This is a genomic window from Muricoccus radiodurans (genome assembly GCF_050154705.1).
Lineage (GTDB): Bacteria > Pseudomonadota > Alphaproteobacteria > Acetobacterales > Acetobacteraceae > Roseomonas > Roseomonas radiodurans.
Genome location: NZ_CP189561.1, coordinates 2234866 through 2252473 on the forward strand (window position 1 = coordinate 2234866; position 17608 = coordinate 2252473).

A 17608-nucleotide genomic window follows, 5' to 3' on the forward strand; every position below is an offset into this window, starting at 1 on the left:
GCGTCGGCCACCACTCAAGAGCGTCCCTGTCATGGAAGCCGCCCACCTCGACAGCGCCCATGATTTTTCCAAGCCGCCAGCCCTCCAGCGGGTCTAGCGCGAGGGCGTTCACAAGCGGCCAATCCACATCGCCCGGCTTGGGCATCCGATGCCCGCTGTCACGAAGCCGTTGGCGCGAGTGCTCGCGGAGGCGCCGGGCCAAGTCCACGGCAATCTCATTTCGTAGCTCGGCTAGCGGGTCTTCAACGTCGCCATGTGCTTGCCTGCTCGCATCGAAAGTGGGACACCCGGCTTCGGAAACACCCGTGAAATCACGAGTTGCCGGATAGTCCCAATTGCCGGTAAGGGGTTGATCTAACGGTTGCTTTTCAGCCCGCCCCTGGGCACCATCTCCCCTCCTCTGGGTCAGCACCCCGCCAGGGGTGTGAAGCCGGCCGCCATCACTCGGCCATGCTGACGCAAGGATCTTGGCGCGGCGGCCGATCCGGAACCTGCGAACCACTCTGTCGCCTCGATAGCTGACGAGCTTGCACGATCGCCAGAGTGGCTCGAGCGCAGGCGTCCTATCCGTCGTTCATCGTAGCTTCATACAGGGCGCTGAGCCGGCCCGTGACCGGGCCGGGCCTTCCGGTGCCGACCGGCCGGCCGTCGATGCGTGTCACTGGGGTGATGCCGCCCAGCGTGCCGGTCACGAAGGCCTCGTCTGCGCCGTAGGTTTCCATGAGCGTGAAATCCGTCTCGTGCGCGGTGATCCCGTTCGCGCGCGCCACCGCGAGGACCTTCGCCCGCGTGATGCCCTTGAAGCTGTAGCGCCCGGTCGAGGTCCAGAGCTCCCCGCCTCGGATGACGAAGAAGTTCGTCGAGTTACAGCTGGCGACGAAGCCGTGGGGATCGAGCATCAGTGCCTCGTCCGCGCCTGCGGCGATGGCCTGGATCAGCGCCTGGATGAGGTTCAACCGACTGTGCGAGTTCAGGCGCAAGTCGAAGACATCGGGCGTGCTGCACCGGATCGCCGAGGTGAAGAGCGACAGGCCGCGCGCCTTCGCCTCCAGCCGCGGCTTCTTGTATTCCGCGACGATGACGATCGTGGGCTTGCCGAGGGCGAAGCGGGGGTCCTGGTTCGGCGTGGTCTTGCGGCCACGGGTGATCATCAGGCGGATATGCGCGCCGTCCGTCATGCCGTTGCGGTCCAGCGTCGCGCGGATTGCGGCGACCACCTCCTCCCGCGTCATGCCGATGTCGAGGGCGATGGCGTTGGCGCCCTGAAAGAGGCGGTCCATGTGCGCCGCCTCCTCCAGCAGACGGCCCTTCACCAGGCGCAGGCCTTCCCACACCCCGTCGCCCAGTACAAAGCCGGCATCGAAGACGGAGACCACCGCCTTGTCACGAGGCACGAAGTCCCCGTCAACGTAGAGCAGCACATCGGCGTTGCGCGGGTCGTCGGCGTAGCCCTGGGCGCTGGCCGATGCGGCGGTGGGGACGGACACGGCGTCGGCGGTCATGGGCGCTCCGGCATCAGAAGGAAAATTCGGCGTGGCTGGTAAGGAAGGCGCGGGTGCGCTCCCGCCGCGGGTTCCGCAGCACCTCGTCAGGAGTGCCTTCCTCGTGGAAGACGCCGTCGGCGAGGAACACCACACGGGTGGCGACGTGATAGGCGAAGCCGATCTCATGGGTGACGAGAAGCATCGTCCGCCCCTCCTCTGCCAGGGCACGGATGCTCCGCAGCACCTCCCCCACCAGCTCCGGGTCGAGGGAGGAGGTCGGCTCGTCGAACAGCATCACCGCCGGCTCCATCGCGAGCGCCCGGGCGATGGCGACGCGCTGCTGCTGCCCGCCCGAGAGGCGGGAGGGATACGCATCCAGCTTGTCCGCGAGGCCGACGTGGGCGAGTTGCGCCTCGGCCAACATCCGCGCCTCTCCGCGCGGGAGACGCTTGACGGTGCGGAGCCCCTCCATCGCGTTCTCCAGCACCGTCATGTGCGGGAAGAGATTGAACTGCTGGAACACCATGCCGATGCGCTGGCGCACGCGGCACAGCTCGGGCTCGGCGTAGCGGCGCGTCTCCGTGCCGTCGCGGTTACGCCGAAGGGCGCCAATGGCCTGTCCATCCAGCCGGACCTCGCCCTCGGTCGGCATTTCCATGAAGTTCAGACAGCGCAGCAGGGTGCTCTTGCCCGATCCGCTGCCGCCGATGATGGCGATCCGCTCCCCGGCGCCGACGGACAGGTCCACGCCGCGCAGCACGTGCAGCGCACCGAAGCGCTTATGCAGGCCGCGCGTCTCCAGCACCGGCTCAGCCACGGCGCGCCAGCCGGCGTTCGAGCGTGGCGGAGAGCAGGCTGCCCGGCCAGATGACGACGAAGTAGATCAGCGCCACGGTCGTCAGGATCTCCATCGGGCGATAATAGGTCGAGCTGAGCAGCCGGCCCTGGTACATAAGCTCATGCACCGAGAGCACGGAAGCGAGGGAGGTGGTCTTCGCCAGCTCGATGGCGCGATTCGTGAAGGCGGGCAGCATCAGGCGCAGCACCTGCGGCAGGACGATCCGCCGCAGGGATTGCGCACCCGTCATGCCGAGGGCCTGCGCCGCCTCCCACTGGCCGCGCGGGACGGCTTGGATGCCTCCGCGGAAGATCTCGGCGGTGTAGGCGGAGGTGTTCAGAGACAAGCCGAGCGCCGCGGCGGCGAAAGGGGACAGCTGGATGCCCGTCAGGATCGGCAGCGCGTAGTAGAACCAGATGAGCTGCACCAGTGCGGGCGTGTTCCGGAACACCTCCACATAGGCGCGGGACAGGGCGCGCGGCACCCGCCCCGCGGCGGTGCGCGCGAGGGAGACGAGGAAGCCGCCCGCGAGTCCGGCTGCCAGCGACACGAGCCACAGCTGCAGCATCACGACGATCCCGCGCAGCAGGACTGGCAGATTCTCCAGGACGATCGCGAAATCCCATTCGTACTCCATCAGCGGAATGCCGTCAGGCGACGTTCGGCGAGGGAGGCCCCGGTGCTCGCAGTCAGCAGCAGCAGGAAGTAGATCGCGGCCAGGACGGTGTAGGTTTCAAGCGGCCGGAATGTCGCGCTGTTCACCTGCATCGCGCGGAACAGCAGGTCGCCATAGGCGAGGGTCGAGGCCAGCGAGGTGGTTTTCAGCAGCTCGAAGGATCGCTCGATGAACGGCGCCACCATCCGCGCCGCCGCCTGCGGCAGGATGATGCGGCGCATGGCCTGCGCGTCCCTCATACCGATGGCACGGGCGCCTTCCCACTGACCGCGCGGGATCGAAAGGATGCCGCCGCGGAACACCTCGGCGTAGAAGGCGCCGGACTGGGTGGAGAGGGCGAGCGTCGCCGCCGCGAAGGGACCGAGGGAGATGTCCAGGACCACCGGCATGGCGAAGTAGAACCAGAAGAAGTGCACGATGGCCGGCGTGTTCCGGTAAAACTCCACGAAGACGGAGGCGGGCCAGCGCAGCCCTCGGCGAGGAGAGAGGCGCAGGACTGCCAGGACCAGTCCGAGCACCGTGCCGATGCCGATCGCGGCCGCCGCGATGCCGAGCGTGCCGAGCAGCCCGTCCAGCAGCAGCGGCCACTGCCCCAGGACGGGCGCGAAGTCCCAGCGATAAGCCACCGGCGGTCCGGCCTAGAGGCCCCAATGTTCCCGCGTCACGCCGGGGGTGGTGGCGGGGTCGATGTTCCGACTGCGGAGATAGGCCTCGAAGAGCGACTTCGTTGTGCCGTTGTCGTAATACTCGCGGAATTTCGCGGTCAGCCAGTCCTTCCAGCGGGTGTCGGCCTCCTTGCGGATGCCGGCGCTGGTGGGCACGGCGTTCACCGGGCGGGGCAGGACGATGGTGCCGAGCCGCAGCCTCACGCGCTGGGCGATCAGCGCGGGGTGGAACTGCATCACCGCGTCGACGCGCCGGGCCGCGAAGGCCGCGATCGCCTCGTCGTTGGAGGCGAAGCGCTCGATCGTGGCCTGCGACAGGTTCTCGGTGGCGAAGCGGTCGATGGTGGTGCCGAGCGTCACGCCCAGCCGCAGCCCGGCGCGATTCAGCTCGGGCCATTCCGTCACCTGCAGGCCGCTGCGGAGAAGGGCGCCAAGCGCATAGTAGAGGAAAGGCGAGTCCGGGAAGTCCACCGCCTCCCGCCGCTGCGGCGTCGGGTCCAGGACGAACATGATGTCGATCTGGTTCGCCTGGATGGCGGCGATGGAGTTGCCCCAGGTGGTCTCCACGGGCGTCATTCGGACGCCCAGCTCCTCCGCCAGCTTCTGGCCATAGGCGGTGGCGGCGCCGCTCCAGCGCTCGCTCGCGGGGTCCTTGTAGAACCAGGGCTCCGCGGCGGTCACGCCGATCCGGAGATCGCCGCGGGACCTGATGGCGTCCCAGGTGGAGGCGGGCTGGGCCAGTCCGAGGCGGGGAGCCGCCAGGCCGGCGGCGCCGGTCAGCAGGAGGCCCCTTCGGCGAAGCGTCGTCATGCCCGTTCTCCGTTCCATCGTTCCGGCACGATGGCGCGCCTGCACCCCATGTGCCAACCCTGGGCGTGTCAGCCCCTCAGGCGGCGGGCGTTCCGTTCACGGTGATCCGGTGCATCTCCCGCCGGTGGCCGTGATAGTCATTGGCGGCATAGTGCATGGTCGAGCGATTGTCCCAGAAGGCGATCGAGCCCTCCGCCCAGCGGAACCGCACCACGTTCTCCGGCCGGGTCGCGTGATCCAGGAGCATGCGGAGCAGGGGAAGGGATTCCTCCCGCGTCCAGCCCTCGAAACACCAGGTGAAGGCGTCCGACACGAAGAGGCAGGGCAGCCCGCTGCCCTCGTGTACGCGCACCACGGGATGGATAGCCTCCCGCACCTTCGCGAAGGCGGTGGGCCGCACCTCGGTCGAGGTCTCATTGGCACGGGCGGCGGCGCGCTCCAGCTGGCCGCGGTTGTTGTGCACCGCGCGCAGCCCTCGCAGCACCGCCTTCAGCCCGTCCGAGAGGGTCTCGTAGGCCCGATGCATGTCGCACCACAGCGTGTCCCCGCCGGCCGGCGGCACCTGGCGGGCCAGCAGGATGGAGCCCATGGGCGGGACCGGGGCGAAGCTCATGTCGGAGTGCCAGATCTCGCCGATGTTGTGGCGGTCCTCTTTCTCCTTCACCAGGAGCATGATCTCCGGCTGGCCGGGAACGTGGCCGAAGATCGGGTTCACCTCGATCGAGCCGAAGCGGCGGGCGAAGTCGAGATGCTGCTCGGGCGTCAGGCGCTGGTCGCGGAAGAACACCACCTTGTACCGGTGCAGCGCGTCCCGCACCGCCTCCACCGCCTCCCCGTCCAGCGGCTGGGACAGGTCGAGGCCGTGCAGCTCGGCACCGATGGTCGGGTTGAGCGGCCGGACCTCGATCGGCTGACGGTGGGGCGATGAGATCATGGCGGACATCGCGTGGCCGGCTCCTCGCGCAAAGGGTGGGGCAAATGTGCCCGGGATCACCGGCGGTGACCACCGGCCGGCCGGGGCACGGGACAATGGGCATCCGAGGCAGCGGCTGGCCGCGGCGGCCCGGGGCGAGGGCCATCGCCTGCCCTCCGTCGCGACGACGTCATGCAGAGTGCGGCGGGACCCCTTACTGGATCGGTTCGCGAGCCAGGCACCTGTCGCGCCGGGGAGCCGGCTGATAGTTTGCGCGCCGACCGGACAGGATGCGAAAGGCCGTCATGACGCGCGTGATCCAGATCACCGACACGCATCTCAGCCCGGGCAAGACCCATTTCGTGCCCAACTGGGCGCCGCTGAAGGCGTGGGTCGCTTCACAGGCACCCGATCTGATCATTCACACCGGCGACGTGACGGTGGACGGGGCGGACCAGGAGGAGGACATGCGCCATTGCGCGGCCCTCATGGCCGAGCTGCCGGCCCCCGTGCTGGCGGTGCCGGGCAACCATGACGTGGGCGAGGCCGGTCATCCCTTCCAGCCGGTCAACGCGCAGCGGATCGCGCGCTGGCGTCGGCATTTCGGACTGAACTGGTGGTTGCGCGACCTGGGCGAATGGCGGCTGATCGGCCTGGATTCCATGCTGTTCGACTCCGGCATGGCGGAGGAGGCGGAGCAGGAGGCGTGGCTGGAGAACGCACTGGCCGGGGCCGGCGGTCGGCGGCTGGCGGTCTTCACCCACCGGCCCTTCATGGTGGATCACCCGGAAGAGCCGGATACCGGCTACTGGTCCGTGAAGCCCGACCTGCGCCGCCGCATGCTGGCGGCCTTCGACCGGCATGACGTGGCGATCATCGCGACCGGCCACCTGCACCGCGCGCATGATGCGAGCTTCGGCCGGAGGCGTCACATCTGGGGAGGCGCGGCGGCCTTCCTCGTCGGGCCGGCGTCCCAGCCGCCCATGCCGGGGGAAGCGGCGCTGGGCGCCGTGATCTACGACCTGTCGGGGCGGGAGGCGGTGGTGACTCGGGCGAAGGTGCCTGGGCTGACCGACTTCTGGATCGAGGATGTGGGGCACGAGGTCTATCCACCCCACCCGGCCGCGGCCGCATCCTGACATGCCGTCGGATCAGGAGATTCTTCGAGGTGCTGTCGCCATCGCCGAGGAGGCTGCCGCCGTCCTGAGCCGGATGCAGGCCGGCCCGCGGGACGTCGCACGCAAGGAGCTGCGGGACGTCGTGACGGATGCCGACCTGGCCTCGGAGGCAGTGGTGCTGGAGGGAATCCGTCGCCTGACGCCCGCCGCCGCCATCCTGTCGGAGGAGGCGGGAGCCAGCGAGGGCGCCGGGGGCGAGCGCTGGATCGTGGACCCGCTGGACGGGACGGTGAACTACGCCGGCGGCCTGCCCCTTTATTCCGTTACCATGGCCTATCAGCGGGATGGGATCACGCGCGCAGGCATCGTGCATGCGCCCGCGTTAAACCTTGTCGCGACCTACGCGAAGGAGGAGGGGGCGCGCGTGAACGGGGAGGCGGTCGCGGTGTCCGCCACGGCCACCGTCTCGGACGCGGTGATCTCGGTCGTGCTGACCTCCCACTACACGCCGGAGGAGGTGGCGCGGACGGCGGAGATCATCCACCGGCTCGGCGAGGTGGCGCGGGGCGTGCGCGTCATCGTCTCCGGCGGGCTGGAGATGGTTTGGGTTGCCAGCGGGCGGACGGACGCCTTTGTCGGCCTGAAGGCGGATGCCGTGTCCCATGCGGGCGCCATGCCGATGGTGCGGGCGGCGGGCGGCCGCGTGACGCGGCTGGACGGCGTGGATGCCGGGGATGACGACCTGGAGAAGATCGCCTCCAACGGGCTGATCCACGACGAACTGCTGGCCATCCTGAACGCCGCTACTTAATCCCGGCCCGCAGGAAGGACTGCACGAACTGGCGCTGGAACAAGAGGAAGCCGATCAGCAGCGGGGCCGAGGTCATCAGCGTCGCCGCGCTGATGATGGCCCAGTCGATACCCTGGTCGGTGGAGGCGAAGACCGACAGCCCCACCGTCAGGGGACGCGTGTTCACCGTGTTGGTGATGACCAGCGGCCAGAGAAAGTTGTTCCAGTGATAGGAGACGGAGGTCAGCCCGTAGGCAAGGTAGGTCGGCCGCGCCAGCGGAACATAGACGCGCCAGAGGATTCCGAGCGTGCCGAGCCCTTCGACCTGCGCGGCCTCCTCCAGCTCCCGCGGCACCTGCTTGAATGTTTGGCGCAGCAGGAAGATCCCGAAGGCAGAGGCCATGTAGGGCAGGCCGATCGCGATAATCGTATCGACCAGCCCGAGCGCCCGCATGGTGCGGTAATTCTCGACCAACAGGATGTCCGGCATGATCATCAGCTGGACAAGGACGAGGGCGAAGAGGACGCCGCTGCCCGGGAAACGTGTGCGCGCGAAAACGAAGGCGGCCAGGGTGCAGATGACCAGCTGCGCCGCCAGCACCATCGTCACGAGGACGAAGGTGTTGAGGAAGTAGCGCGCGAAGGGCGCGGCCTGCCAGGCCGCCGCGAAGTTGGAGAAGGTGAGCGGCGCGAAGAGCTCGAAGCGCGTCGCGTAGCCCGTGGGATGGATCGCGGCCCAGACCGCGTAGAGCAGCGGCGCCACCCAGAGAAGGCCAAGCAGCCAAGCCGCCGCGGTCTCCAGCGCGATCGCCAGGCGCGGCGTGCCGACGGGGGCGGTGGTCGCGCTCACCGGTAGTGCACCCGCCGCTCTCCGAGCAGCCATTGCAGGGCGGCGGTGGCGCCCAGCAGGACCAGCAGCACCACCGTGACCGCGGCGGCGGTGGCAGTATCCCAGAAGCGGAACCCGATCTCGTAGACATAGGTCAGCAACAGGGCGGTGGCGTTGTCCGGCCCGCCGCGCGTCATGACGATGACATGGTCCACCAGCCGGAAGCCGTTGATGACGGCGTTCACGAGCACGAAGATCGTGGTCGGCCCCAGCAGCGGCAGGGTGACGCGCCAGAAGACCCGCGCGCGGGAGGCGCCCTCGATCGCCGCGGCCTCATGGAGGTTCGGCGGGACCGCCTGGAGCGCAGCGAGGTAGAAGATCATGAAGAACCCCGCCTCCTTCCACACCGCGACCGCGATCATCGCGCCGAGCGCCGTTTCGGCGGAGCCGATCCAGTTGGTGGGCCCCCAGCCCAGCAGGGCGCGGGTGATCCGGTCCAGCAGGCCGTAATCGGGCGTGTAGAAGAAGAGCCAGAGGTTCGCGACCGCGATCATCGGCAGCACGGTGGGGGTGAAATAAGCGATCCGCAGCGCGGTGCGGCCCCGGACCTTGCCGTTCACCCACAGTGCCATCGCCAGCGCCAGCCCGACCGAGAGCGGGATAGTCGCGGCCGCGTAGACGAGGTTGTTGACCAGCGCCTTCAGGAAGACCGGATCGTCCATAAGGGCGAGGTAGTTGTCCGCCCCCACCCAGACCGAAGGGCGCCGGCCCCGCGGTGTTGAATAGAGGGAGTTCCAGAAGGTCGCGACCGCCGGGTAATGCGTGAAGGCGAAGAGGAGGACGAGCGCCGGCGCCAGCATCAGCCAGGCATGGATGGCCGTCCGCCCGCGCATGTCAGCGGCCCTCTTTCAGCGATAGGCCCGCAGGATGCGCTCGGCCTCGGCCTGGGCGTCGTTCATCGCGGGCTGCGCCCCCTTGCGGCCGAGCAGCGCGGCCTGGAGGTTGTCGTTCAGCGCCTTGGTGACGCGTTGGTTGTCATGGGTGGAGAGTTCGGCCACCGCATGCTCCAGCTGGTCCCGCGCCACGGCGGCCTGGGGGAAGCCGGCCACGTACTCCTTCATCGCCGTGGTCTCGAAGGCAGCCGGGGAGACCGCGACATAGCCGGTCTGGATGCCCCAGTGCGCGGCACGCTCCGGCGTGGTCAGGAAGCGGGCGAAGCGGACCGCCGCCTCCCGCTGGGCGGGGTTGGCCGACTTGAAGACGTAGAGGTTGCCGCCCCCGGTCGGGCTGCCGGGCTTGCGGCCCGCAGGCAGCATCGCCACGCCGAAGGGGAAGGAGGCGTTCTGCCGGACGTTGGTCAGGTTGCCCGTGGTGGTCCACATCATCGCCACCTTCCGCTCGAAGAAGTCGCGGGGGGTGGTACCCCACTCCACGATGCCCGGCGGCTGCACGCGGTGGCGGTTGGACAGGTCCACCCAGTATTGCAGGGCTTCCGCCACCTTCGGGTCGTTGAAGAAGGTGCGGTTGCCCTCCTGGTTCATGAGACGGGCGTCGTTCTGCGTCGTCAGCCCCTGGAACAGCCAGTAGGGGAAGCCGGAAGACGGAATCTGGATGCCCCACTGCGTCGTGTTGTCGCCCTGGCGCAGCGTCAGGCGCTGGGCGAACTCTGCCTGCTCCGCCCAGTTGGACGGCGCCTTCTCTGGGTCCAGGCCGGCGGTGCGGAACGCCTCCTTGTTCCAGTAGAGGACGACGGTGGAGCGTTGGAAGGGGATGCCCCAGGTCTTGCCACCGGTGCGGCTGTTCTCCAGGAAGCCGGGGTAGAAGCTGTCCAGCCAGGGCCGCTCGGCGCCGGGCAGGTCGTCCCAGGCGAGGACCGCGTCCTCGTCGATCAGGGTGAAGATGTCGGCGGCCAGCAGGCAGGCGATCTGCGGCGCGTCGCCGCCGCGCATCGCGGTCAGCGTCTTCGTCAGCGTGTCCTGATAGGAGCCGGCATAGATCGGCTTCACGCGGAAGCGCGGGTTCTCGCGGGCAAACTCCTCGACATAGGTGTCGATGATCCGCGGGATCGGGCCGCCGACGGCGATCGGGTAGTTGAACACGATCTCGGTCGGTGCCTGGGCGTGCACGGCGGGGGCGGCGAGCAGCGGCGTCGCCAGGGCGCCGAGCGCGGCGCGGCGGGTCAGGGTCACGGGTGTTCTCCTCCGGTGTCGGCGGTGATCGGGGCGCGGGCGGCGCCGGGTGCGGGGTCCGGCAGGCGGCGGCCCGTCGCGGGGTCGAAGAGATGCGCGGCGGGGGGCAGGCGCAGCCGCAGCGGCGTCCCGGCCGCCATCGCGTGATGGCCGGGGACGCGGGCCTGTAGCACCTCTTCGCCAGACCCGATGTGACAGTTCAGGATCGTCTCGCCCCCGAGGAATTCGGCGCTCGTGACGCGGGCGGGCAGGCCGGGGCCGTCCGTCGGGACCACCTCTTCCGGCCGGATGCCGAGCAGCGCGCCGGCCGCCTCTGGCGGCGCCACGGCGTGGTCGGGAGCGCCCAGCACCGCCGCCCCGCCCGGCCCCGCGGTGAGGCGCAACAGCGACATGGGTGGCGTGCCGATGAAGGAGGCGGCGAAGGTGGTGGCGGGGCGGGCATAGATCTCGGCGGGCGTGCCGTCCTGTTCGACATGGCCGTCCCGCATGAGCACGACCTGGTCGGCCATGCTCATCGCTTCCGCCTGATCGTGGGTGACGTAGACCATCGTCAGGCCGAGGCGCTGCTGAAGCGCCCGGAGTTCCCGCCGCATCTCCGCGCGCAGCTTGGCGTCGAGGTTCGAGAGCGGTTCGTCCATGAGGCAGACCGGGGCCTGGGACACCACGGCGCGGGCGAGCGCCACGCGCTGCTGCTGACCACCGGAGAGCTGGCCGGGGCGGCGGCGCAGCAGCTGGGTCAGTCCCATCATCTCGGCGGCGCGCGCGAGGCGTTCGGCGCGCTCCGGCCGCGGGACGTGGCGGGCCTTCAGGCCGAAGACGATGTTCTCCTCCACGTTCAGGTGGGGGAAGAGGGCGTAGGACTGGAACACCATGGCGATGCCGCGCGCGGCGGGGGGCAGCGCCGTCACGTCGCGGCCGTCCAGGAACAGGCGGCCCTCCGTCGGGGCCTCCAGCCCCGCGATCACCCGCAACAGGGTTGACTTGCCGCAGCCGGACGGACCGAGCAGGACGAGGAAGGAGCCGGGCGCGGCGGCCAGGGAGATGCCGGAGAGGGCGCGGGTTTCGCCGAAGGTCTTTCCGATCTGGTCCAGTCGGATGGCGCCGCGCTTGGCGTCCGGGGCGGGCATGTTGGTCGTCCGGGCGTCCGTGGGCTCGGGCGGGAGGGTAAACCGGTCCCCCGGGGGCACGGAAGAGGCCGACCGCCTGTTCCTGCCTCGTCTGGCGGCACGGCATGCTGTCCCGGTCTCCGCCTCGGCAGCGTCACCGGGTGGTCACGCGCCCCGCCTAGGCGGAGGCCCCTCCCCTCCTGTGTCCACCGTCGCGGCGCCGATGCCATTCGCTCGCCGCGCCGGACGATCAGTGGCCGTACCGGATCAGCGTTGAGTCGGCGAACGCCCGTCCCACCGGCTGGCGCGAGCCAGCAGGGCCCGCGCCCGCTCCACCACGGGGAGGTCCACCATGGCGCCCTCGAAGGCGACGGCGCCGAGGCCCCTGGACAGGGCCGCCTCGAAGGCACTGACGAGCCGGCGTGCACGGTCCAGCTCCTCGGTGCTTGCGCCGTATTCCTCGTTGATGATCGGCACATGCGCCGGGTGGATGCAGGAGGCCGTGGCGAAGCCAAGCGCCCGCGCGCGGCGCAGCCCGGCGCGATAAGCGTCCAGATCGTCGATTCGGGACAGCACGCCCAGCGATCCCATCGGCAGGATCCCGGCCGCCCGTGCCGCGGCGAGGCAGTGCATGGCCCAGACATAGAGTCCCTCGAACGAGGGCGCGGCGCCGAACTCGGTCGAGAGGTCCTCCGTCCCCACGGCCAGCGCCGCCATGCGTGGGTCGGCCGCGGCGATGGAGAAGAGCGCGGGCAGCGCCGCCGCTGTCTCGACGACGCCGATGAACCGGGTTGTGCCAACCTCAAGTCCCGTAGCCGCCTCGCGCGCTGCCACGACCTCCGAGAGCAGCCGGACATGCTCCGGGCCGGCCAGCTTCGGCAGCATCAGCGCCGCGACACCCGGGCGCACGGCCGCGGCAATATCGGGCACGGCCTGTTCCAGCGGGCGGTTGATCCGGACCACGACGTCGGCCCCGCCCTGCCCCACCTGTGCTACGGCCGCGGGAAGGGCGGCGCGGGCGGCCTCCTTCTCCGCGGGCGGGATCGAGTCCTCCAGGTCCAGGATGATCCCGTCCGCGCCGCGCGTGTGGGCCTTGGCGACGAAGCGCTCGGCGGTGGCCGGCACGAAGAGCAGGGAGCGCCAGGCCGGCTGCGGCCGCGCGGCGCTCACGCCGCCTCTCCGCGCGGGGCGGCGGCATCGGCGATCGCGCCCGCGGCCTCCAGGCGGTCCAGCTCCGCCTCGTCGTAGCCGATCCCGCGCAACACCTCCCGCGTGTGTTGGCCCAGGCGCGGCGCCGGCAGTTCATCCTCCCGCATGCCGCCGCCGAAGCGGTTCGGCACGGCGGTGCGGCGGATGCGTCCCTCGCTCGGGTGTTCCTCGGTCCGGAAGAAGCCGGAGTCCGTCAGATGCGGATCCTCCATCAGGTCCTCCAGCGTGTTGTAGCGGGCGGCAGGGATGTCGCGGGCACCGAGGATCTCCAGCCACTCCGCGGTGGTGCGCTGTGCCAGCCCCTCTGCCCGAATGGCGAAGTAGGCGGCCGCGTTGGCGGTGCGCGCCGCAGCGTTGCTGAAGCGCGGGTCGTCGCGCAGCTCCGGCCGGCCGATCGCCTCGAAGAAGCCGAAGGCCTGGGCGTCGGTGTTGGGCCCGACGGTGATGTAGCCGTCCTTCGTTGCCATGGGCCGGTAATGCGGGCTCAGAAGGCGGCCATCCCCGGTGGGGCCGACCGGCGGGTCGAAGGTGGCGGCGCCCATGTGCTCGCTCATCACGAAGGAGGCCATGTTCTCGAACATCGGCACCTCGATCGCCTCGCCGGTGCCGGTGCGCGCGCGGCGGAACAGGGCGAAGCCGATGCACTGGGCGGCGATCAGGCCGGTGATGTGGTCGGTCATCACCATCGGGACGAAGCGCGGCTCGCCGGTCGAGCGGTGAAAGGTCGCGGCGACGCCGGACAGGCTCTGGACCACCGGGTCGTAGGCCGGACGGTTGTGGTAGCGGCCGCCCGATCCGAAAGCGAGAATGCCGCAGTGGATCAGCCGGGCATTCGTCCGGGAGAGCGCGGCGTGATCCAGTCCCAGCCGCTCCAGCGCCACCGGGCGGACATTGCTGACGAAGACGTCCGCCCCTTCCAGAAGGCGCCGCATCGCCGCCATGCCGTCGGAGTGCTTCAGATCCAGGCACACCGAGCGCTTGTTGCGGTTGAAGTTCATGAACTTGCCGGACATGCCGCGGGTACGGCTGCCATGGGCGAGGTTGCGCAGGATGTCGCCGCCCGGCGGCTCCACCTTCACCACCTCGGCGCCCTGGTCGGCCAGGGTGCGCGTGCAGATCGGCCCGACCACGACGGAGGTCAGGTCCACCACGCGCACGCCCTCGAGCGGTCCGCCGGTCATGCTCCGAACTCCAGCATCATTTCGGCGGCCAGCAGGCCGTCCTTGTCGGCGGCCCAGGCGCGCATCGTGCCTCCCTCCGGTGCCGCGCCGCAGAGGGTCACGGGATCGCCGATAAAGAGCGGTCTTACTAGACGGGCCGTGTAGCCCGTGAGCGGCCCCGGCGCGCGGCGCAGCGCCGATTCCAGCAGAAGCTGCATCGTAAGTCCCCCGTTCTGCACCACGGCGGGATAGCCCTCCGTGCCGCGGGCGTAGTCGGCGTCGTAGTGGATGCGGTGGGCGTTCCAGGTGATCGCGCCGTAGCGGAACACCAGCACGGAATCTAGCGGAACGGTGTCGGACCAGGCCGCGCCCTCCGGTGCAGCGACGGGAGCGGTCGCCTTGCTGGCCGCGCCGGGCGGCACCGCCTCCCGATAGACCGCGTCGAACTCGTCCACGGCGATCGTCTCGCCACGCGCGAGGATCGTGTGGCGCATGGTCAGCACCACGATCTGGCCGGTGCGCGCGGCCTTGGGCGTGATGGCCGCCACCTCGATGCGCTTCGCCGCCGCGTCGCCCACGCGCAGCCGTCCGGGAATCCGCACGCGCCGGCCCGCGGCCATCCGGCGCGGGAGGGGAATGGGCGGAAGGAACTCGCCCTTGCGGGGGTGGCCGTCCGGCCCGATGGCGGATTGGGGCGCGTTGTCGGCGAAGAACAGGCCGAACCAGTGCGGCGGCAGCTCGCCGCCCCGCACAAAATCCTCGGGCGGGCGGTCAAAGGTCGCGGCGATGCGGCGCACAGCGGAGAGGGCGATCTCCTCCTCCACGATGCGGGTGCGACCGATCCAACGCTCGAGCTCCGGCATGGCGGCGGCCACGTCCTCGGCCGCGCTCATTCGGCCACGAGCCCCAGGCGGCGGATGAGGGCGGTCCAGACCTCTCCGCGTGCGCGGAGATAGGTCATGAAGGCTTCCGGCGTGCCCGGCGCGGCGGGATCGGCGCCGACTCGCAGTAAGCCCGCGCGAACGGGCTCGGTCTGCAGGGCGGCGTTCAACGCCGCGTTCAGCCGCGCCACGATCTCGGGCGGCGTACGGGCCGGCACCGACAACCCGAAGGCGTTCACCGCCTCGAAGCCTGGCAGGATCTCAGCGATCGTCGGCACGTCGGGCCATTGCGGGCTGCGCTGTGCGCCGGTGACGGCGAGGGCGCGGATGTTCGGGTCGCCCTTCACCACGTCGGCCTCCGGCAGGCCGAGGCAGCGCGCCTTCACGCGGCCGGCCAGCAGGTCGGTCATGCCCTGCGTGCTCTGGCGATAGGGCACGTGGATCATCCGCAGATGACCGGCCCGCTCCAGCAGCATCTCCATCGACAGGTGCGTGGTCGCGCCGGTGCCGGAGGAGGCGTAGGGGATCTCGTCCGGGTGGGCGCGAATGTAGGCCAGGAACTCGGGCAGGGTGCGCACGGGCAGGGAGGCGTGCGTCAGCACGATGTTCTGCGCGGTGCAGAAGAGCCCGATCGGCAGGAAGTCGCGCTCCGGATCGTAGCCGAGGCTGCGGTAGAGCGAGGCGTTGACGCCGCCGAGCGTGCCCGTCGACCCGATCAGCACGGTATACCCGTCCGCCGGGGCGCGGGCGACCATCTCCGCCGCGACGTTGCCGGCCGCGCCGGGACGGTTGTCGGCCAGGACGGGCTGGCCCAGCTGCTGCGCCATCCCCTCCCCGATCAGGCGGGAGACGATGTCGGTCTGCCCGCCGCCGCCATAGGGGATGACGAGGCGGATCGGCCGGTCCGGATAGGCCGCGAAGGCGAGGCGCGGCAGGGCCAGCCCCGCGGCCAGGGCAGACAGCGCCGTGCGGCGCGTGGTTCGGGCAGGCAGCGGCACGTTGTCCCCTCTCCTTCGCTGGGCAGCATCGCGCCCTTGCGGAGCATCTTAGTCCCGGAGCTTGCGGCGGAGCCCTTCATGGATGTGAAGTTGGCCGGGAGGTGTTGTGATGACCGAGAGCCGCAGCACCCCGGCCGCCGTGAAGTCGGCCCGCCGCACCGTGGAAGCCCTGGAGCTTTTCGCCGAGACGCACCGCCCTGCGAGCGTGAGCGAGATGGCGCGGCATCTCGGCGCGCCGCTGTCCAGCACCTCCGTGCTGCTCGCGGGACTCGCCCGGCTGGGATACCTGGAACAGGATCCGGTGGACCGGCGCTACCATCCCACGTTGCGCGTGATGCTGCTCGGCGGCTGGCTGCAGGACCGGCTTCTGGGCGAGGGCAGCCTCTTGCGGCTGATGGAGGACCTGCGGGCCCGCACCGGGCTGACCGTGCTGATCGGCCTCCAGCGCGGGGCCGCCGTGCAGTACATCCTCGCCCTGCGCCGCCCCTCTGCTGAGGGCAGCGAGCGGATGCGGGCGGGGGTGCTGCGGCCGATCACCCGGGCGGCGGTGGGCCGGGCCTTGCTGATGAACCAACCCGAGCGGGAGGTGGCGCGCATCCTGCGCCGCGCGAATGCCGAGGAGATGGACCCCGCCCGCCGCCTGCCCGCCGCACGTCTTCTCGAAGAGCTGGGCCGGAGCCGGGACCGGGGCTGGGCCGAGAGCGCGGGTGCCGTGCGCGCCGGACTGAGCGTGCTCGCGATGCCTCTGCCGCCGCTGCCGGACCAGCCACCGCTCGCCATCGGCCTGGGCGGCGAGTGCGCCGCGGTAGAGACGGGGCGACGGTCCCTCATCCGGGCACTTCGGGACGTGTGCGACCTGCTGGCCGAGGAGACCGTCCGCGCCGCGGCGCGAGGCCGCCCCCCGGCTGACGCGGGTCGGGGATGATCGGCTTCCGCGCCGGATGCGCGCGGTGGCCGACAGGTGGTCGCTTCCCTACTCGGCCGTGATGCGGGCCGCGCGGATCAGCGCGCCCGTCTCCTCGAAGCGGCGGGTGACATAGGCGCGGAACGCCTCTGGCGTGCCGCCCACGGGTTCCACGCCCATGCTGGCGAGACGCGCGGCGAGAGCGGAGTCGCGGAGCCCCTCGTTGATCGCGCTATTGACCGCAGTGATGGCAGGGGCGGGCGATCCGGCCCGGGCGAAAAGCCCGAACCAGGAGCTGGACTCGTATCCCGCGACGCCGCCCTCGATCACAGTGGGGGTGTCCGGCATCAGGCTAGAGCGCCGTGGGGTGCCGATCGCGATGGCGCGCAGGTCGCCGCCCGCCATGAAGGGTTGGACCGAGGGCAGGTTCTCGAACATCGCGTCCACGCGGCCGGCGATCATGTCCGTCGCGGCGGGCGCGGTGCCGCGATAGGGCACATGCGTCATGTCCACGCCGGCGCGCGCCTTGAACAGCTCTCCGCTGAGATGCGCGAAGGAGCCGACGCCGGCGGAGGCAAAGGTCATCCCTCCCGCGCGGGCCCGCTCCACGAGATCCGCGACGGTGCGGATGGGGCTGTCGCGGCGGACCACGACGACGGCCGGGCTGTCGCCAACGAAGACCACCGGCTCGAAGTCCCGCAGGGGCTGGTATGGCATGCGCGGTGCGAGGTGGGGATTGATCGTGACGGGGCCGGGCGTGCCGCCCATCAGCGCGTAGCCGTCGGCCGGCGCATCGAGCGCACGCTGCGCGCCGATCATCCCGCCGGCGCCGGTGATGTTCTCCGCCACGACCGACTGACCCAGCCGCTCCGTCAGGATCTGGGCACAGAGCCGCGCGAGGATGTCCGTGCTGCCCCCGGCGGCGAAGGGAATGATCATCCGGAGTGGCCGGGTCGGAAACCGTTCCTGCGCCCGGACCGGCCACGGCAACGCCAGCGCCGCCGCGCCGAGAAGATCGCGCCTTCGCATGTCTTCGCC

General features: G+C 70.5%; 18 protein-coding genes. 3 read left to right on the plus strand and 15 right to left on the minus strand.

Annotation, left to right across the window (positions count from 1 at the left end):
- Nucleotides 1–563: 563 nt before the first annotated feature.
- The 6 genes from ACP6CK_RS11030 to ACP6CK_RS11055 all read right to left on the minus strand — a co-directional run bounded on the left by ACP6CK_RS11030 (nt 564) and on the right by ACP6CK_RS11055 (nt 5416).
- Nucleotides 564–1502, minus strand: coding sequence for an aminotransferase class IV (locus ACP6CK_RS11030; protein WP_426958936.1), 939 nt, complete (start codon nt 1500–1502; stop codon nt 564–566).
- A 13-nt stretch (nt 1503–1515) separates the two neighbouring features.
- Complete coding sequence (locus ACP6CK_RS11035) at nt 1516–2301, minus strand: amino acid ABC transporter ATP-binding protein (RefSeq protein WP_426958937.1); 786 nt, start codon at nt 2299–2301, stop codon at nt 1516–1518.
- Nucleotides 2294–2959 carry an amino acid ABC transporter permease gene (locus ACP6CK_RS11040; RefSeq protein ID WP_426958938.1) on the minus strand — a complete coding sequence of 222 codons (666 nt, stop codon included), beginning with the start codon at nt 2957–2959 and terminating at the stop codon, nt 2294–2296. The genes ACP6CK_RS11035 and ACP6CK_RS11040 overlap by 8 nt, the downstream gene beginning before the upstream one ends.
- Nucleotides 2959–3624, minus strand: a complete 666-nt coding sequence (locus ACP6CK_RS11045) for an amino acid ABC transporter permease (RefSeq protein ID WP_426958939.1) — start codon at nt 3622–3624, stop codon at nt 2959–2961. The genes ACP6CK_RS11040 and ACP6CK_RS11045 overlap by 1 nt, the downstream gene beginning before the upstream one ends.
- A gap of 12 nt (nt 3625–3636) precedes the next feature.
- Nucleotides 3637–4473 carry a transporter substrate-binding domain-containing protein gene (locus ACP6CK_RS11050; protein WP_426958940.1) on the minus strand — a complete coding sequence of 279 codons (837 nt, stop codon included), beginning with the start codon at nt 4471–4473 and terminating at the stop codon, nt 3637–3639.
- Between the two features lie 76 nt (nt 4474–4549).
- Entirely contained in the window at nt 4550–5416 is an 867-nt protein-coding gene (locus tag ACP6CK_RS11055) for a TauD/TfdA dioxygenase family protein (protein WP_426958941.1), read from the minus strand.
- A 275-nt stretch (nt 5417–5691) separates the two neighbouring features.
- Between ACP6CK_RS11055 and ACP6CK_RS11060 the strand changes: the two genes are divergently transcribed.
- Both ACP6CK_RS11060 and ACP6CK_RS11065 read left to right on the plus strand, forming a co-directional pair.
- The gene (locus tag ACP6CK_RS11060; RefSeq protein WP_426958942.1) at nt 5692–6525 is read left to right on the plus strand and encodes a metallophosphoesterase family protein; all 834 of its coding nucleotides are present in this window, start codon (nt 5692–5694) and stop codon (nt 6523–6525) included.
- A 1-nt stretch (nt 6526) separates the two neighbouring features.
- The gene (locus ACP6CK_RS11065) at nt 6527–7315 is read left to right on the plus strand and encodes an inositol monophosphatase family protein (RefSeq protein ID WP_426958943.1); all 789 of its coding nucleotides are present in this window, start codon (nt 6527–6529) and stop codon (nt 7313–7315) included.
- On the opposite strand, the gene ACP6CK_RS11070 is transcribed toward ACP6CK_RS11065, so the two are convergent.
- The 8 genes from ACP6CK_RS11070 to ACP6CK_RS11105 all read right to left on the minus strand — a co-directional run bounded on the left by ACP6CK_RS11070 (nt 7308) and on the right by ACP6CK_RS11105 (nt 15666).
- On the minus strand, nt 7308–8144 hold the full coding sequence (locus ACP6CK_RS11070; protein WP_426958944.1) for a carbohydrate ABC transporter permease: 837 nt from the start codon (nt 8142–8144) through the stop codon (nt 7308–7310). The genes ACP6CK_RS11065 and ACP6CK_RS11070 overlap by 8 nt on opposite strands.
- Nucleotides 8141–9016, minus strand: a complete 876-nt coding sequence (locus ACP6CK_RS11075; RefSeq protein ID WP_426958945.1) for a carbohydrate ABC transporter permease — start codon at nt 9014–9016, stop codon at nt 8141–8143. The genes ACP6CK_RS11070 and ACP6CK_RS11075 overlap by 4 nt, the downstream gene beginning before the upstream one ends.
- A 15-nt stretch (nt 9017–9031) precedes the next feature.
- Nucleotides 9032–10312, minus strand: a complete 1281-nt coding sequence (locus ACP6CK_RS11080; protein WP_426958946.1) for an ABC transporter substrate-binding protein — start codon at nt 10310–10312, stop codon at nt 9032–9034.
- Complete coding sequence (locus ACP6CK_RS11085; RefSeq protein ID WP_426958947.1) at nt 10309–11439, minus strand: ABC transporter ATP-binding protein; 1131 nt, start codon at nt 11437–11439, stop codon at nt 10309–10311. Before ACP6CK_RS11085 ends, ACP6CK_RS11080 begins: the two co-directional genes overlap by 4 nt.
- 246 nt (nt 11440–11685) lie before the next feature.
- On the minus strand, nt 11686–12588 hold the full coding sequence (locus ACP6CK_RS11090) for an HpcH/HpaI aldolase/citrate lyase family protein (protein WP_426958948.1): 903 nt from the start codon (nt 12586–12588) through the stop codon (nt 11686–11688).
- Nucleotides 12585–13808 carry a CaiB/BaiF CoA transferase family protein gene (locus ACP6CK_RS11095; RefSeq protein ID WP_426958949.1) on the minus strand — a complete coding sequence of 408 codons (1224 nt, stop codon included), beginning with the start codon at nt 13806–13808 and terminating at the stop codon, nt 12585–12587. Before ACP6CK_RS11095 ends, ACP6CK_RS11090 begins: the two co-directional genes overlap by 4 nt.
- On the minus strand, nt 13805–14680 hold the full coding sequence (locus tag ACP6CK_RS11100) for an FAS1-like dehydratase domain-containing protein (RefSeq protein ID WP_426958950.1): 876 nt from the start codon (nt 14678–14680) through the stop codon (nt 13805–13807). The genes ACP6CK_RS11095 and ACP6CK_RS11100 overlap by 4 nt, the downstream gene beginning before the upstream one ends.
- Nucleotides 14677–15666, minus strand: coding sequence for a Bug family tripartite tricarboxylate transporter substrate binding protein (locus ACP6CK_RS11105; RefSeq protein ID WP_426958951.1), 990 nt, complete (start codon nt 15664–15666; stop codon nt 14677–14679). The genes ACP6CK_RS11100 and ACP6CK_RS11105 overlap by 4 nt, the downstream gene beginning before the upstream one ends.
- A gap of 109 nt (nt 15667–15775) precedes the next feature.
- Between ACP6CK_RS11105 and ACP6CK_RS11110 the strand changes: the two genes are divergently transcribed.
- Nucleotides 15776–16591, plus strand: coding sequence for an IclR family transcriptional regulator (locus ACP6CK_RS11110; RefSeq protein WP_426958952.1), 816 nt, complete (start codon nt 15776–15778; stop codon nt 16589–16591).
- 48 nt (nt 16592–16639) lie between these two features.
- Here ACP6CK_RS11110 and ACP6CK_RS11115 read toward each other — a convergent pair whose 3' ends face one another.
- Nucleotides 16640–17599: a Bug family tripartite tricarboxylate transporter substrate binding protein gene (locus tag ACP6CK_RS11115; protein ID WP_426958953.1), complete on the minus strand. Its 960-nt coding sequence runs from the start codon at nt 17597–17599 to the stop codon at nt 16640–16642.
- Between the last annotated feature and the right edge of the window lie 9 nt (nt 17600–17608).

Coding starts and splice junctions, on each gene's coding strand:
- ACP6CK_RS11040 (WP_426958938.1), bottom strand. CDS start 2,959: ATGGAGTACGAATGGGATTTCGCGATCGTCCTGGAGAATCTGCCAGTC.
- ACP6CK_RS11030 (WP_426958936.1), bottom strand. CDS start 1,502: ATGACCGCCGACGCCGTGTCCGTCCCCACCGCCGCATCGGCCAGCGCC.
- ACP6CK_RS11095 (WP_426958949.1), bottom strand. CDS start 13,808: ATGACCGGCGGACCGCTCGAGGGCGTGCGCGTGGTGGACCTGACCTCC.
- ACP6CK_RS11065 (WP_426958943.1), top strand. CDS start 6,527: ATGCCGTCGGATCAGGAGATTCTTCGAGGTGCTGTCGCCATCGCCGAG.
- ACP6CK_RS11055 (WP_426958941.1), bottom strand. CDS start 5,416: ATGTCCGCCATGATCTCATCGCCCCACCGTCAGCCGATCGAGGTCCGG.
- ACP6CK_RS11115 (WP_426958953.1), bottom strand. CDS start 17,599: ATGCGAAGGCGCGATCTTCTCGGCGCGGCGGCGCTGGCGTTGCCGTGG.
- ACP6CK_RS11075 (WP_426958945.1), bottom strand. CDS start 9,016: ATGCGCGGGCGGACGGCCATCCATGCCTGGCTGATGCTGGCGCCGGCG.
- ACP6CK_RS11110 (WP_426958952.1), top strand. CDS start 15,776: ATGACCGAGAGCCGCAGCACCCCGGCCGCCGTGAAGTCGGCCCGCCGC.
- ACP6CK_RS11085 (WP_426958947.1), bottom strand. CDS start 11,439: ATGCCCGCCCCGGACGCCAAGCGCGGCGCCATCCGACTGGACCAGATC.
- ACP6CK_RS11050 (WP_426958940.1), bottom strand. CDS start 4,473: ATGACGACGCTTCGCCGAAGGGGCCTCCTGCTGACCGGCGCCGCCGGC.
- ACP6CK_RS11060 (WP_426958942.1), top strand. CDS start 5,692: ATGACGCGCGTGATCCAGATCACCGACACGCATCTCAGCCCGGGCAAG.
- ACP6CK_RS11100 (WP_426958950.1), bottom strand. CDS start 14,680: ATGAGCGCGGCCGAGGACGTGGCCGCCGCCATGCCGGAGCTCGAGCGT.